12 protein-coding genes are annotated in these 14,825 nt (G+C 60.8%); 5 read left to right on the top strand and 7 right to left on the bottom strand.

Translation table 11 applies throughout. The features are described from left to right. Nucleotides 1-88: 88 nt before the first annotated feature. From ACFZPT_RS17345 to ACFZPT_RS17320, 6 genes are all read right to left on the bottom strand, one after another. Nucleotides 89-2,614 carry an acyl-CoA dehydrogenase gene (locus ACFZPT_RS17345; RefSeq protein WP_379555537.1) on the bottom strand — a complete coding sequence of 842 codons (2,526 nt, stop codon included), beginning with the start codon at nucleotides 2,612-2,614 and terminating at the stop codon, nucleotides 89-91. 229 nt (nucleotides 2,615-2,843) lie between these two features. Further along, the gene (locus ACFZPT_RS17340) at nucleotides 2,844-4,298 is read right to left on the bottom strand and encodes an outer membrane protein transport protein (protein WP_034113921.1); all 1,455 of its coding nucleotides are present in this window, start codon (nucleotides 4,296-4,298) and stop codon (nucleotides 2,844-2,846) included. Nucleotides 4,299-4,431: 133 nt separating this feature from the next. Beyond that, nucleotides 4,432-4,926, bottom strand: a complete 495-nt coding sequence (gene praB / locus ACFZPT_RS17335; protein WP_034098267.1) for an alkane oxidation protein activator PraB — start codon at nucleotides 4,924-4,926, stop codon at nucleotides 4,432-4,434. 133 nt (nucleotides 4,927-5,059) lie between these two features. Next, nucleotides 5,060-5,554, bottom strand: a complete 495-nt coding sequence (praA, locus tag ACFZPT_RS17330; RefSeq protein ID WP_034098269.1) for an alkane oxidation protein activator PraA — start codon at nucleotides 5,552-5,554, stop codon at nucleotides 5,060-5,062. A gap of 133 nt (nucleotides 5,555-5,687) precedes the next feature. Continuing rightward, nucleotides 5,688-6,968, bottom strand: a complete 1,281-nt coding sequence (locus ACFZPT_RS17325; RefSeq protein WP_034113922.1) for an alkane 1-monooxygenase — start codon at nucleotides 6,966-6,968, stop codon at nucleotides 5,688-5,690. 308 nt (nucleotides 6,969-7,276) lie between these two features. Continuing rightward, a complete protein-coding gene (locus tag ACFZPT_RS17320) occupies nucleotides 7,277-8,269 on the bottom strand; it encodes an alpha/beta fold hydrolase (RefSeq protein ID WP_034113923.1) in 993 nt (330 codons plus the stop codon). A gap of 277 nt (nucleotides 8,270-8,546) precedes the next feature. On the opposite strand from ACFZPT_RS17320, the gene ACFZPT_RS17315 reads away from it, so the two are divergent. From ACFZPT_RS17315 to ACFZPT_RS17305, 3 genes are read left to right on the top strand one after another with little or no spacing between them, the layout of a single operon-like run. Then, the gene (locus tag ACFZPT_RS17315) at nucleotides 8,547-10,085 is read left to right on the top strand and encodes an NAD(P)/FAD-dependent oxidoreductase (RefSeq protein WP_034113924.1); all 1,539 of its coding nucleotides are present in this window, start codon (nucleotides 8,547-8,549) and stop codon (nucleotides 10,083-10,085) included. Further along, on the top strand, nucleotides 10,082-10,972 hold the full coding sequence (locus ACFZPT_RS17310) for an SDR family oxidoreductase (protein WP_034113925.1): 891 nt from the start codon (nucleotides 10,082-10,084) through the stop codon (nucleotides 10,970-10,972). Before ACFZPT_RS17315 ends, ACFZPT_RS17310 begins: the two co-directional genes overlap by 4 nt. 15 nt (nucleotides 10,973-10,987) lie before the next feature. Next, nucleotides 10,988-11,830, top strand: a complete 843-nt coding sequence (locus ACFZPT_RS17305; protein WP_034113927.1) for a metal-dependent hydrolase — start codon at nucleotides 10,988-10,990, stop codon at nucleotides 11,828-11,830. On the opposite strand, the gene ACFZPT_RS17300 is transcribed toward ACFZPT_RS17305, so the two are convergent. After that, nucleotides 11,827-13,902, bottom strand: coding sequence for a PTS sugar transporter subunit IIC/EAL domain-containing protein (locus ACFZPT_RS17300; protein WP_034113929.1), 2,076 nt, complete (start codon nucleotides 13,900-13,902; stop codon nucleotides 11,827-11,829). The two genes, ACFZPT_RS17305 and ACFZPT_RS17300, sit on opposite strands and share 4 nt — an antisense overlap. A gap of 322 nt (nucleotides 13,903-14,224) precedes the next feature. On the opposite strand from ACFZPT_RS17300, the gene ACFZPT_RS17295 reads away from it, so the two are divergent. After that, nucleotides 14,225-14,491, top strand: a complete 267-nt coding sequence (locus tag ACFZPT_RS17295; RefSeq protein WP_034098282.1) for a hypothetical protein — start codon at nucleotides 14,225-14,227, stop codon at nucleotides 14,489-14,491. Then, nucleotides 14,484-14,819 (top strand): DUF6388 family protein, encoded by a 336-nt coding sequence (locus ACFZPT_RS17290; protein ID WP_034098284.1) that lies wholly within the window; start codon nucleotides 14,484-14,486, stop codon nucleotides 14,817-14,819. Before ACFZPT_RS17295 ends, ACFZPT_RS17290 begins: the two co-directional genes overlap by 8 nt. Nucleotides 14,820-14,825: the final 6 nt, after the last annotated feature.

The raw sequence follows: 14,825 nt of genomic DNA, 5'->3' as shown, positions 1-14,825 counted from the left end.
CCCCCGATAGCGATCTATCCGACACCGGCTCATTGGCTGAACCACCGCTATCGGGGGCGAGCCCCCTCCTACATTGACCGGGGTTTTCTTAGTTGACCGAGGCGTTTTCGCCCTGGGCCGTACGACGCTTGGCGACCGGTTCCAGCGCCTGCTTGCGTTGCTGCAACGCCTCCAACAATCCGAAGTCCTGAGGGAAGTCATCCACCTGGATGCCGTGATCGGCGTATTCCACGTAGCGGGCGAGCAAGGTGTCTTCGTCGTCGCTGATCAAGTCCAGGGCCCGGGCCTTGATGCGCCAGGCGGTAAACGCAGTGGTCGATACCGGCAGCGGTTCGAGCAGGCCCTGCTTGATCGCCGGCTTGAGGCGCGCTTCGATCAGCTCGACCTGGGGCAGCAAACGGAAACCCAGTTCGCCGTAGGCCAGCTTGTCGATTTCCGGGCGCGGGATGTAGGAATCGGCCAGCAAGCGGTCGCGGGTGGCACCGGGGGTCTGCACCGCATCGGCGACGTCGGCCAACAAGCGGTCCGACGGTTTGCGCAAGGGCAGACCGAAGGGAAAACTCAAGGCCCGCAGCACACGCGCGGCGGTTTTGGAGGGGTAATTGTCGAGCACTTCGGCCAGGGCTTCATGGGCACGCAGCAACGCGTCCTGGGCCGACCAATGCACCAGCGGCAGGTCCGCCTGGGGCCGGCCATCGTCCTCAAAGCGTTTAAGCACGCAGGACAAGATGTACAGCTGCGACAGCACATCCCCCAGGCGCCCGGTCAGGCTTTCCTTGCGTTTGAGCGCACCGCCCAGCACGCCCATGGAGATATCCGAGATCAACGCCAACACCACCGACAGCCGATTGGCCTGGCGGTAGTAGGACGCCAGCGCCGGTTCGGTCTTGGCCGGTGCGGCAATCAGCTTGCCACCGGTCAGTGCATGCACCGCCGCGCGTACGGTATTGGCCAGCACAAAACTCACGTGGCCGAACATGGCGCTGTCGAAGGCTTCCAGGGCCTGGCGCCGGTCCGGGTTGCGCGCCGCTTCCATCTCGCGGAACACATAGGGGTGGCAACGGATCAGGCCCTGGCCAAAGATAATCAGGCAGCGCGTCATGATGTTCGCGCCTTCCACGGTGATGGCGATGGGGCTTTGCTGATAGGCGCGGGCCAGGAAGTTATTGGGGCCCATGCAGATGCCCTTGCCGGCGACGATGTCCATGCCGTCGTTGACGATCATCCGCGCCCGCTCGGTAACGTGGTACTTGGCGATGGCCGAGATCACCGAGGGTTTCTCACCAGCATCCAGGGACGCCACCGAGACTTTGCGCACCGCGTCGCAGGCATACAAATGCCCGGCCATGCGCGCCAGCGGCGCCTGCACCCCTTCGAACTTGCCGATGGGCAGGCCGAACTGTTTACGCATGGCGGCGTAGGCCGTCGTTCCCCGTACCGCCACCTTGCCCAGGCCGACGTTGGCCGACGGCAGGGAAATCGCGCGGCCGGCGGCCAGGCATTCCATTAACATGCGCCAGCCATTGCCAACCTGCTCGCGGCCGCCGATCACCCAATCCAGTGGGATAAATACGTCTTTGCCGGTGGTCGGGCCGTTCTGGAACACCGCGTTAAGCGGCCAGTGCCGCCGGCCGCTGTTGACGCCGGGGTGGGCGGTGGGAATCAACGCACAGGTGATGCCCAGGGAGCCGGCCGCGCCGAGCAGGCCGTCCGGGTCTTCGGCGCGGAATGCCAGGCCCAGCACCGTGGCGATCGGGCCGAGGGTGATGTAGCGCTTGTCCCAGGTTACGCGAAAGCCCAACACCTCCTGCCCTTCATGCACGCCTTTGCAGACGATGCCCACATCGGGAATCGCCCCGGCATCGGAGCCGGCATAGGGGCTGGTCAGGGCGAAGCACGGGATGTCTTCGCCACGGGCCAGGCGCGGCAGGTAATAATTGCGCTGCGCCTCGGTGCCGTAATGCAGCAGCAGTTCGGCCGGGCCCAGGGAGTTGGGCACCATCACCGAAATCGCCGCCGCCGAGCAACGGGTGGACAACTTCATCACCACTTGGGATTGGGCGTAATGGGAGAAGCCTTTGCCGCCGTATTGCTTGGGAATGATCATGCCGAGAAACCCGGCGCTCTTTGTGTACTGCCAGCCTTCGGGCGACATGTCTTGCCAGACCTGGGTGGTTTCCCAATCGTTGGCGATGTCGCACAGGGTTTCCACTTCGTTATCGAGAAACGCCTGTTCCTCGGCACTCAGGCTGGCCGGAGCGGCCTGTAACAGCCGCTGCCAGTTGGGCTTGCCGCTGAATAGTTCGGCGTCCCACCACACCGTGCCGGACTCGATGGCTGCGCGCTCGGTATCAGACATGGCCGGCATGATCGTACGAAACAGGCCGAGGGCTTTGCTGGTCAACAGCGCGCGGCGCAAGGGCTTGATCGTCATCAGCAGCGCGGGCGCCACCACCAGCAGCGCCGCGACCGTGACGCCAACACCGGCGACCACGGAGAACAGGTAACCAAATGCCAGCCACACCAGGCTGCCCCCCAACCACTGGGCCGCCGCCGCTTGTCGATACGCCAGGGCAAGCGCCGCTACGAAACCCGCCAATAACCAGATAACCATGGGATACCTCTACTCGATTCAGGGCACGACAGCTACGCAGCTCGCTAAAACGCGACAGCGGCGTAACGCCACACTACAAACTGGGAAACACAAATTCAAATTTTGTTTTGAAATTTTTATTTAATGCTTGGGCCAAAAAATAGCGGCTGAGCGGGCTCAGCCGAAGTGTTGAAAAATGGTCGAACGAGGCAGCCAGATGCGCTGACTGCCCTCGCTGATCAGCCCAGGATCAGAACGCGTAAGTGGCCGACACACTCACCACATCACCCGACGACTCGGCTTTACCGTCCAGACGCGCGCCGCCCAGGCGATCGACGTTTTGAGTCTTGAGCTTGACCTCCTGAACGAACTGGTGGGAATACGCCAAGTCCAGGCTCAAGCCCTTGACGGCTTTAACGTCGTAACCGGCGCCCAAGGACAGGAACGTACGGTCGCCGTCGGGAATCCGCGGGTCGCGTGTCGAGTTGCGGGTGGGTGTCTGGTCAAGGGCCACACCGGCGCGCAGGGTTAGTTCATCGGTCAAGCGATAGTCGCCGCCCAAGGAATACATCCAGGTGTTCTTGTAGTTGTAGGGAATGGAGACAACCGTGGTGCCTGCGGATTCGAGGGTCAGGTCCTTGAACGATGACCATTCGGTCCAGGTGACGCTTGCGCCCATAGTGAAACGGTCATTGAACTGATGCACCCAGTCCAGGCCCGCTGTGGCGGGAATGTCCAGTTGCACGCTGGCATGGGCACCGTTCGGGTACAACTCAAGCCCTGGATAGGCGGTATTGACCAACGTACCGGTGCCGCCAAACGGGCTCGGCTGGGTCATCAGGTTATTGGAGAACTGATCGGCACGGACAGTGTACTTGCCGGTCATCTTGTTCTTGATCTTGGCGTGGTAGTTCAGGCCCAGCGTGTCGCGGTCGGTGGGTTTCCACACGATACCGGTAAACCAGCCGGTCGAAATATTGTCGACCTTCACCCGCATCAGTGCGGTGCCCACATCCGATGGGAAGTTGATGCCGCCCAGGACCGAATCGGACACGGCGGCGGCGGACAGCAGGTCGACGTTCTGACTGACGAAGCCCTTGCTGTGCTGCACGATCAACCCGCCGCCAAGGGAGAACTGATCGTTGACCTTGAAGGACAAGGAGCCTGTGAGCCCCACTGTTTCGATTTTGGTGTCCACGGCAAAGTCGCGCAGTTTGGAATTTTCATCCCAGGTGGAACGCATGCCTTGTGGGACGACCTGGCTCAAGCCAAACGCGAACCGGTCCCCAAGGGGCATGACCATAAAGCCGGTGGGTAACCAGGCGGTAAAACCGCCCTCGCCGCCGTCGTTGTTATTCTGGGTGGTCGCAGCCAGGTCAGGGAAACCGTTGGCGTCCAACGGTGTGCTGGAAGTCGGGTTGCCGGTGTAGTCGAAGGCATCGCCCTTGTACTTGATCTTGATGCGCGCGTAATCGACGGTGAGTTGCGCCACATTATGGTCGACGAAGGCCATGGCCGCCGGGTTGTTGTACGCCGAGCTGGGATCGTTTTTAAACAGCGAACCGCCGGCAAAGGCCCGGCCCCAGCCTGGTGCGCCATAGGTGGGTGTTGAAAAACCGCCGGCCTGAACAGGTGCGGTCATCACCACGCCGCCTATCAATGCCAGCCCCAGCAAAACCTGCATCTGTTGTTTCTTATTATTCATGCGGCACTCCTTATTATTATCGCTCTGAGCCGGCCCTGCCGGTTCGTCTTGCTGCCTGGCCCTGCTTGAACCGGCGCCCGGTAAGGGCGCCGGCTTTTTTACGGGTGATCAGCCCTTCGTTCTCAGCCGACCATCAAGGCACGATGGTCAGCGCTGGGCTTGGGGTGACGCTCAGACTGACGACGGTGCAGCTGCCGCTCAGGGTCTGGTTAGCCGCCGTCAGCACCCCGCCGCTGTAACCCACGGCGATGGTGGACGGGCCGCAATTGGAAGCCGGGTACAGAATCGAGGCAGCGATGGTGTAGCCGACGTTGGTCACGGAACCCGCCGACGGGCCGGTGGCGGACAGGGTCCAAGGCAGCCCGGTGATTTTCGGCAAGGCGCAGAGCCCGCCACCGGTTACCGCTACACCGGTGATTTTGGCAACGCCAGTGGCGTCAACATTCCCGGTGAAGGTAGCACCGCAGTTAACGGTGCCCTGGAACGAAGAAGGTGATTTCACCGAAATCGTCCCTGGCGCGGTGAAGCTGGTATTTACCGGAGCGATGCTATAGGCGTTCGCCATCGACGCAGCACCCATGCAGACAGCCAAAGCAGACAACGATACGAGGGTTTTCAAGCTTTTCATTGTTTTTCCTCACATGTTATGGCGAATTCATTTCGCCAGGGGGTAATGGCCATGAACGAGAGGTCACGGTGAAACTGCAGAACTTCCCTTTCCAGCCAAATCTCAATGTAATTACCGCTATTAACGTGTGTTGCTATTCAACGACCTTGAAGTTAGGCGGCATCTTGATCGACACCGTTTTAATCTTGCAGTCTTCGCCAATCGGCACATTGGCCGCTTCCAACTTGCCGGTGGCGTTATCCCAGGTGCCGTCGGCGGTGGAAGGACCGCACTTACCGCCCAGGCCGAAAGCATGTACGTCGACACTGATTTTCGACATGGACCCACTACGACTGTCTTTAGCCACCAATACCCACGGCAAGTTAATCGCTTCGACCCGGCTGCACTTGAGGCCGCCGTCGAATTCAACTTTATCGACATTGACCGATGAACCATCGGCCGCCACTTTCCCCGCCACTTTAATGGTGCAATCGGCGCTGATCAGCGCGCCCTTGGAAAAACTGATCGGCCCCTGGGCCGTAAAGGCGCTGCCGGCCGGTTCGATACGGGCAGCCTGGGCCTGGTGATAGGCGATCAGGCCCAACGCAGCCAGTACAACATGGGCAGTGAATTTGGCAGGTGCTTGCATGGTGGACGTCCTTCCCTTTAATTGTTTTTGTTCGGGTCAAACACAACTTGCTGAAAACTTGAGCGATAAATCGAGGGCGACAAAACCCCCACGCTGGATATATCTGGCGCCGTTAACGCTCGCTTTAATTACATTAGAACGGGGTCGCGTTATTCCCGTACTTTTCCAGGTATTTCAAACGCTGTGACGGCTGCAGATTGGTCAGGGTGATATCCCCGGCATAATGCTTAAGTACCCGATGGTCCATGCGTCGGCGCCACAAGTACGGCACATAAGCCCAGACAATCATGCTCGCATAACCGTAGGGAAGTTGCGGCGACTCATCGAAATGACGCAGCGACTGATAACTGCGCGTGGGGTTGGCATGGTGGTCGGAATGGCGCTGCAACTGGAACAGAAAGATATTGGTGACAATCCGATTGCTGTTCCAGGAGTGCCGTGGCGAGCAGCGCTCATAACGACCGTTGGGCAACTTCTGACGTTTAAGGCCGTAGTGTTCGACATAGTTCACCACTTCCAGCAGCGAAAATCCGTAGATGCCCTGAATAATCAGAAATGGAATCACCGCGGCACCCAGCCAGGCGATCATCGCGCCCCACAGCACCACGCTGTACATCCAGGCACTGAGCACGCCGTTTTTCCAGTGCCAGGCCGGCAGGCCCAGTTTGCGCAGGCGTTCACGCTCCAGGTTCCAGGCCGAACGTGCGCTGAACCACACCGAGCGCGGCAGGAAGGCCCAGAAACTCTCGCCCAGACGCGAGCTGGCCGGGTCTTCCGGGGTGGCCACGCGGACGTGATGGCCACGGTTGTGTTCGGTGTAAAAGTGCCCGTAAAAGGTCGGCGCCAGGGTGACCTTGGCCAGGAACACTTCCAGGGGTTTGGGTTTGTGCCCCAGCTCATGGGCGGTGTTGATCGCAATGCCGGTGGCGGCGCCGGTCGACATGGCCATGCCCAGGTAAGTGAACCAGCTCGGTTCGCCATGCAATTGCGTGCGGGCGGTGACGTAAGTGGCCAGCTGGGACATCCAGTTAGCCGGGTCGAGATGGGCGGTGGCCCGAATCAGCCCGCCGTCGATGATCCAGGCGATACCGCCCGCAGCGAGCCAGCCGGTGATCACCACCGAGGCGATGACGAACAGCACGCCGGTGTAGACGATCCAGCGGTAATAGCGTTGGGATTCGAGGTGGCCGACGGCGGATTCCGGCGGGTTGCTGACGTCTTCGCCGAGCAGGCCGTCGATCAGCGGGATCAGGCCGAAGATCACCAACACCCCGACCCACCACAGTTGCTGGATACCGGTGCTGATCGCCAATGCCCCGGACAACAGCGGTGTGGCCAGGGGCATGATGCCCAGCCACCACAGGTGGCGTTTACCGTCGGCCCATACGGTCGGTGCTGTAAGGGTCTGGTTCATGGCAGCCTCCGGGCGACACGCGCCGACAGAGGGGCACACAGCAGGTGCAGGGAGCGCAGAAGGCTGCGGGAACATAAACGGGCGACAAAAGGCGTTTTTTTCATTGTTATTCGCTCTTAGGCACTTCAAAAAATTCATTTCAAAATAAATATTGAAATATTTTTTTAAATAGATAGCGCGGAATCGTTAGGTCGTCAACTACTTTGTCGAGGGCTTTTTGACGTGACTGCGCAGTCTGTTTTTCTGCTCTGCAGTCAGGTCTCTAAAACAACCTTTTGCCTCGCCCTCGGCCACGACCCACCTCACGATTATTTATTCGCCAGCGCAACGGGCGGGGGTAGAGGCGCGACGTTTTGCAGCGGCCGCGCACGCTTGGCCACCTGCTGCACCAGCTCCACCACCCGCGCCGTGGCGGTAATCGGCAGCATATGGCCGCGCCCCTCCACCAGTTGCAGTTTCAGGCCCGGCACCGCGTCGGCGAGGGCCTGACCGTGCTTGCGAAAGTCCAGCACGCGGTCCTGGGCACCGTAGATCAGGCCAATGGGCAAGGTCAGGCTCGTGTAGCGCTTGACCATCTGCGGCAGGTCATCGTTGACCAGGGCAATTTCACTGGAGGCGGCATAGAAGTTGTTCGGGCGCATGCCCAGCAACCCCCCGCCGCGGGTGGCGAAATCGTCTGGGGCGGGGTCCGGCGCGAAGACGCCCTTGACCACCGTGCGGCGGGTCAACAGGCCAATGGGCACTGTCAGCGTGTGGGCGACCCAGCGGCGCAGCCAACCGGGACGTACCGCCAGTGACCAGAACACCAGCGGCAAAGTCGGTTGGGGATGAGTCAGCGGCGCCACCAGCACAAGGCCCGCTACCGTCTCAGGATGATCCAGGGCCAGCGCCAGCGAAATCGCACCGCCCAGTGAGTGCCCCAGCACCAGAGGTTTGTCCAAGCCCAGGGTCTGCATAAACCTGGCAATCTGCCGCGCCTGCCCCGGCAAGTCGGCTGCGGTGCCTGCGTGGCGCGTGGAATAACCCGAGCCCGGACGATCAAGGGTGATCACCCGAAAGTGCTCGCGCAACTGCGCGGACAAGGCGTAGGTGAGGTTGCGACTGCTGCCCATCAGCCCGTGAATCATTACCAGCGGCGGGCCTTTGCCCTCGTCCCTATAGTGGAAGCGTTCGCCGTCGACCTCGACAACATGCCCGTCGCGCGGCACCGCCGCTTCAATGCGCCGCGTCATCCAGGCGCTAAAGCCCCAGGCCAGCACACACGCTCCCACACCCGCAGCCACCACCCATTCCATCGTCATGCGCTCGGTCCTCTGCATTCCCTGCCGCCGCGCACCCCACCGGAATTGGTCGGGCTTCGGCCACCGTCCACACCCTGGACCCGAACCTCATGCACAGCGTGCGCGTCCGTCGGACAAATCGCACATTTGAGACAAGGACCTAGCGTAGGCGATATTTTCAGGTAGATTATTTAAAATCTTTTTTAAAATAATTAATTAAATTTTCCTTTGCAATGGCGTTCTCTCCACACGACAAAACAAAAACAGGAGCACCTGCGATGCCCACCAAGGACAGCCTATGAATGCCCACAGTGACTCGATCGACATCGCCATCATCGGTTCAGGCTTTGCCGGCCTGTGCATGGCCATCAAACTCAAGGAAGCCGGGGTTCGCGACTTCTTCGTCGCCGAACAGGCCGACAGCCTCGGCGGCACCTGGCGCGACAACCACTACCCCGGTTGTGCCTGCGATGTGCAGTCCCATGTTTATTCGTTTTCGTTTGCGCCCAACCCGAACTGGACGCGGCAGTTCGCGCCGCAGGCGGAAATCCGCGCTTATTTGGAGCAATGCGCCGCGCGCTTCGAGCTGGCGCCTTACCTGCGCTTCGGCATGGGGCTGACCCGTGCGGTATTCGACGAAGCACAGCAACGCTGGCATTTGAGTTTCAGCAATGGCCGCCAGGTGAGCGCACGGGTGTTGGTATCCGGGATGGGCGGCCTGTCGCGTCCGGCGCTGCCGGATATTCCGGGCCTGGACAGCTTCAAGGGCAAGCGCTTCCACTCCCAGCAGTGGGACCATGAATACGCGTTGAAAGGCAAGCGCGTGGCCGTGATCGGCACCGGCGCCAGTGCGATTCAATTCGTACCGCAGATCGCTGCGCAGGTGGCCCACCTCGACCTGTTCCAACGCACGCCGCCGTGGATCATGCCCAAGCCCGACCGGGCGATCTCGCCGTTCGAACGCTGGCTGTTCAAGCACCTGCCCTTCACCCAGCGCCTGGTGCGCGGCGCGTTTTACTGGGCGTTGGAAGGCCGCGTGGTGGGCTTTGCGCTGCACCCGCGGCTGATGAAGACGGTGCAACGCATCGCCCTGCGCCATCTGCATAAACAAGTGGCGCGCCCTTCCCTGCGCAAAACCCTCACCCCGAACTACACCATCGGCTGCAAGCGCGTGCTGATCTCCAACGACTATTACCCGGCCTTGTCGCGCAGCAATGTGGAGGTGGTAACCGAGGCCGTGCAGCGCATCGAGCCGGACGGGGTGATCACCGCCGACGGCATCAAGCACCCGGCCGATTGCTTGATCTTCGGCACCGGTTTCCAAGCCAGCGACCCCCTGCCCCGTGGCTGCATCATTGGCCGCGACGGCGTGGACCTGATGGACACCTGGCGCGACGGCGCCCATGCCTATAAAGGCACCACGGTGCCGGGCTACCCAAATCTGTTCCTGATCATCGGGCCCAACACCGGGTTGGGGCACAACTCGATGATCCTGATGATCGAGGCCCAAGTGGCCTACATCCTCGACGCGCTCAAGCAGATGCAACGCCAGCGCATTGCCACAGTGGAGGTCAAACCGTCGGTGGAACAGGCCTATAACACCCATCTGCAGGACAAACTCAAGCGCACCATCTGGAACACCGGCGGTTGCCAGAGCTGGTACCTGGACCCGCGCACCGGCAAAAACACCACGCTCTGGCCTGGCTCGACCTGGCGCTTCAAGCAGGTCACCCGCCAGTTCGCGCTCAAGGACTATGTAGCGGGCGTGACGACGGCCAACGCCACGCCGCGCACAGTCGCGGTGGCCCACGCCAATATCGAAGGGAGCCTGTCATGAAGTCATTCAACGGTCGCGTGGCGGCCATTACCGGCGCCGCGTCCGGCATGGGGCGCGCCTTGGCCCTGGCCTTGGCTCGCGAAGGTTGCCACCTGGCGCTGGCGGATAAAAACGCTCAAGGCTTGGAGCACACCCAGGAATTGATCAAGACCTCCACCCTGTCGCCGGTGCGGGTTACCACCCAGGTGCTTGATGTGGCCGACCGCCAGGCCGTGGAGGACTGGGCCGCGCGCTGCGTGGACGAACATGGCCAGGTCAACCTGGTGTTCAACAATGCCGGCGTGGCGCTGTCGAGCACCGTGGAAGGCGTGGACTACGCGGACCTGGAGTGGATCGTTGGCATCAATTTCTGGGGCGTCGTCCACGGCACCAAGGCGTTCCTGCCGCATCTCAAGGCCAGTGGCGAGGGGCATGTGATCAACACCTCCAGCGTATTCGGGCTGTTTGCCCAACCCGGCATGAGTGGCTACAACGCCACCAAGTTCGCCGTGCGCGGTTTTACCGAGGCACTGCGCCAGGAACTCGATCTGCAACGCTGCGGCGTGTCGGCCACCTGTGTCCACCCCGGCGGCATCCGCACCGACATCTGTCGCAGCAGCCGCATCGACGCGAACATGACCGGCTTTCTGATCCACAGCGAGCAACAAGCCCGCGCCGACTTCGAAAAACTGTTTATCACTGATGCCGACCAGGCCGCCAAAGTGATCCTGCACGGCGTGCGCAAAAACAAGCGTCGCGTGTTGATCGGCCGCGACGCCTACGCCCTCGACCTGCTCGCCCGCTGCCTGCCGGCGGCCTATCAGGCGCTGGTGGTGTTCGCCAGCAAGCGCATGGCCCCCAAGCCGCGCACGCCGGTGTTCGAAACCAATGACGAGTCCCGTCTCTGAACAGGAGCACAGCCCATGCTACCCATCCGTCGCGATGTCCGTTTTGCCCTACCCGCCGAGCGCATCAAGGACTGGCACGCGCAAGGTCCGTTCGTTACGCACTTCTTCAACGCCCTGTCGCTGCTGTTTCCCCAGGGTGAGCTGTTTTTTATGGACAGCGTGCGCCACTACCGTCAGCGCATCGACGACCCGCTGTTGAAAAAGGAAATCCAGGGCTTTATCGGCCAGGAAGCCATGCACAGCCGCGAACATGTGGCCTATAACGATCTGCTGCAAGCGGCGGGCCTGCCGGCGCATACCCTCGACCGGCGCTTGAAATTCATCCTCGACTGGCAGAAAAAACACCTGCCGCCGGCTTTCAACCTGGCCGTGACCATCGCTCTGGAGCACTACACCGCCATGCTGGCCGAGATCCTGCTCAGCGACCCGTCGCGCTTCGGCCACTCACTTAAGGGCTACCAACAAATGTGGTACTGGCACGCCCTGGAAGAAACCGAGCACAAAGCGGTGGCGTTTGACGTATGGAATACGGTGATCAAGCCTGGGCCCGCGCGCTACCTGCTGCGCACCGGGACCATGTTGACCACCACGCTGTTGTTCTGGCTGGTGGTGCTGGATTTTCATGTGCGCTTGCTGGTGGCCGACCGCAAGGCGGGAGGCTTTCTCAAAGGGTTCTGGCGCATGCTCAAGTTTCTGTACGGTCCCAAAGGTGTATTCCCGCGCATGCTGGTGCCGTGGCTGCATTACTTCAAACCGGGCTTTCACCCATGGGATCACGACAACCGCGCGCATCTGGCCGGTATCGACGCGTTAGTCGAGGATATCGAACAGACCCGCCGCCGCTACGAATCCGCCTAGGTCTGCGCCAGCGCCGCACGCTCGCGCACAAAGCCCTGCAATTGATCGCCCGGCAGCGCCTTGCTGAAATACCAGCCCTGGATAAACAGCTCGCTGCCGGTGTTCAGGAAGGCCAGTTGCTCGGCGGTCTCGACGCCTTCGACCACCACGCCCAGGTTCAGCGCTTCACAGAACCGCAGCATGCCCGTCAGGACCTGGGCGCCCTTGGGGTCGTGCTGGGCAACTACGAAACTGCGGTCGATCTTGATGAAGTCCACTGGAAACTGGTGCAGATAACTAAGGGCCGAAAACCCGGTGCCAAAATCATCGATGTACACCTTGGCGCCAATCGCCTGGAGTTTCTGAATGGTCTGGCGGGTGGCCTGGATATCGCTGACCAGGGCGTCTTCGGTGATTTCCACGGAAACCAACCCGTGAGCCTGGGCCAGAATGCCGACCAGGCGTTCGCCGTAGGCGGCATCGGTCAAGGTCGCACTGGAGATATTGATAGTCATGGGCAGCGTGAATCCGAGCTTTTGCCACTGCTGGTATTGGCGCACGGCTTGGGACGCTACCCACATATCCACGTCCGGCATCAACTGCGCCTGAGCCAGCCACTGCAGAAATTCCCAGGGCGAATGCACCGTGCCCTGGCCATCGCGGGCACGCATCAAGGCTTCGCAACCGGTGCACAGGCCGGTGAGGGTCGAGACTTGGGGTTGGAATTCCAGATAAAAATCATAGTCGCTGATCTGCTGGATGCGGCTCAGCTCATTGGCTTGGCGCGCCAGGGTTTTGTGGGAGGTCAACACCGGGTCGAGCTCGCGCAGCCGGCCTTTTTCCTCCAGGCCACGGAAGGTCATGTCCAGGGACTTGAGGTATACCGTGCCGCCTTCACTGGCCTGGCGATACATGGCCCGTACATACGGCGCATAAACCAGCGTGCCCAGCCCCAGCAACGCCACCTGCAACCCGACCGCCGCCAGGTCGCCATGGGTGCTCAGATAAGCATTGAGCAGCACCGGCGAGGTGAACGGCACGCTGGCTACCGCCGGCGACACCCAGCCCATATGCACCACCCCCAGAGCCAGCATCGCGTTCAAGGCAGGTACTAACAGAAAGGGCATGAACAGCCGCGGATTGAGGATGATCGGCAAGCCGAACAACAGTACCTCGCTGACGTTGAACAGCGACAACGGCAAACTCGCCACCGCCACCAGGCGCATGGACTGACTCTTGGAAAACAGCAGAATCGCCAGCAATAGGCACAACGCACTGCCAGACCCACCGATAAACGCAAAACTGCCGAGCAGACCGCTGTTCAACAGGTACTTGATCGGCTCGCCGGCCGCCAGTGCCGTGCCATTAAGCACCACGGCCTGATCCAGCACATCGAACAGCGGCTGCATGGCGTACACGCCGTGAATCCCGAAGAACCACAGCAGCGAGTTCATCAACGTCACAAACAAGCCGCTGCCGTAAGGCGACTGCAGCGCACCCAGCACCTGCGGCCCCTGCAACTGCGCCACATAAGGCACCTGTAGCAGCAGAGACAGCACTATCACCAGTACCAGAGCGGTGATGGCGCCGGGCACCACCATATTGATGGTGCCGCGCAGGTTGTGCCCTACCAGGTCCTCATTGACCAGCCGAGTCCAACGATAACGGTGCAGCCATGCCATCGCCGGCACGTTTAGCAGCGGCGAGGCGATGGCGATAAACAACACAAAGGTCGCCGAGGCTCGCGGGTAGTCACGCAGAATGAACGTCGCCACCACCACATGAGCCAGGCACAGAAAGGCAACCGGCAACTGCGGTAGGCGATGCTGAATTGCCAACATGTAACCAATGGACGCTGCCACAAGCAGCGGGATGACCGAGCTGATCTGGTTATGCAGCCCAGCGAGGAACGCCACCACCGAAGGCTCGAACCCCAGCACCCGCGCGAATTCGGACAGAATCAGGAAACCGGCCGACACCAGCAGGCAGGGCAGAATCCACAACAACCCTTCGCGGATCGCCCGCAATGACTCAGTGCTGGCCAATGCGGCCAGGCGCTGGGTGAAGAAAAGTTTGGAGAGCGTTTGCACCATGACCCATCCCTCTGCCCATCGCATACGCCCTTTAAGGCAGGGCCCCGTAAACACGGGCTAACGCTACACGTCCTGGCATCGGGAGCGAAAGAGATTTGAAGGATGGGCATGCAATTTTATTGGCTGGCTGTCGCAGCATCGGTAAGTTTTCGCTGACGATTTATTGAACTTTCGGAACAGCTAAAATTCCTAATCTCTCTTGAACGGGTACTATTGCCGGCTTTTGAAGCGTTATGGGCAGCCCGGTGAAGTCTCAGGCTGAGGTGCCCATTCAGGGAAACAGCGCCTGAGTGGTATCAGGTACCAAGGAGGTAAGCTCGAAATGCAACATAAGTTGTCGAATGCGATGCGCCCACTGCTGCTTAACGCAGCGCTGTGGTTAAGCGGTGTAGCTCTGCTGTTTTTGATCAAAGATGTGATCGAAGAGGTTTCGGGCCCCATTGGCGGAACCTGGATTGACCTGACGCTGGTACTGACAGCTTACTTGCTGTTCTTTATCCTCGATCCACTGCAATCTCGGGTGAACCGCCACTTGCGCAAACGCGCCCGACGCAGAAAGACGCATCTGGAGGCAGGCTCCCGTGCTTGAATCCGGCCCCGGCGATAGTCACCGACTAGCCCTCGAACGCTTTCAGGCAGCGCACCCGACGTTGGTCGCTGAACTGGATGCTTTGAACCCTCTGGCCGCCCGGGCCAGGGGTGAAACCCTGGCCGAATACCGCGCCGAACGTTTGCACGAGGCCTTCGAAGCCGAAGCCGAGCGCCTGGGCCTGTTTGCTTGGGAGCTGACGCTCAAGCTCACCAGTGACTCTCCTGAAGCGTTCGAAGCCCAGCGCCTGGAAGTGCACAAGGAAGTGGCGCAGATGGCGGGCATGAGTTGGGCCGATTACTGCCAGTTGCACGACCTGCCCGGTTAAAGCCGT

It is taken from the genome of Pseudomonas sp. MD330_10 (assembly GCF_042610415.1).
Lineage (GTDB): Bacteria > Pseudomonadota > Gammaproteobacteria > Pseudomonadales > Pseudomonadaceae > Aquipseudomonas > Aquipseudomonas rhodesiae.
Note: the sequence above shows the minus strand (reverse complement) of the source record. Positions and strands in the feature narration are given on the sequence as shown.

Bases quoted from the DNA above. Each gene is read 5' to 3' on its own strand.
- ACFZPT_RS17345 (WP_379555537.1), bottom strand. From the start codon at position 2,614: ATGGTTATCTGGTTATTGGCGGGTTTCGTAGCGGCGCTTGCCCTGGCG.
- ACFZPT_RS17340 (WP_034113921.1), bottom strand. From the start codon at position 4,298: ATGAATAATAAGAAACAACAGATGCAGGTTTTGCTGGGGCTGGCATTG.
- praB (WP_034098267.1), bottom strand. From the start codon at position 4,926: ATGAAAAGCTTGAAAACCCTCGTATCGTTGTCTGCTTTGGCTGTCTGC.
- praA (WP_034098269.1), bottom strand. From the start codon at position 5,554: ATGCAAGCACCTGCCAAATTCACTGCCCATGTTGTACTGGCTGCGTTG.
- ACFZPT_RS17325 (WP_034113922.1), bottom strand. From the start codon at position 6,968: ATGAACCAGACCCTTACAGCACCGACCGTATGGGCCGACGGTAAACGC.
- ACFZPT_RS17320 (WP_034113923.1), bottom strand. From the start codon at position 8,269: ATGACGATGGAATGGGTGGTGGCTGCGGGTGTGGGAGCGTGTGTGCTG.
- ACFZPT_RS17315 (WP_034113924.1), top strand. From the start codon at position 8,547: ATGAATGCCCACAGTGACTCGATCGACATCGCCATCATCGGTTCAGGC.
- ACFZPT_RS17310 (WP_034113925.1), top strand. From the start codon at position 10,082: ATGAAGTCATTCAACGGTCGCGTGGCGGCCATTACCGGCGCCGCGTCC.
- ACFZPT_RS17305 (WP_034113927.1), top strand. From the start codon at position 10,988: ATGCTACCCATCCGTCGCGATGTCCGTTTTGCCCTACCCGCCGAGCGC.
- ACFZPT_RS17300 (WP_034113929.1), bottom strand. From the start codon at position 13,902: ATGGTGCAAACGCTCTCCAAACTTTTCTTCACCCAGCGCCTGGCCGCA.
- ACFZPT_RS17295 (WP_034098282.1), top strand. From the start codon at position 14,225: ATGCAACATAAGTTGTCGAATGCGATGCGCCCACTGCTGCTTAACGCA.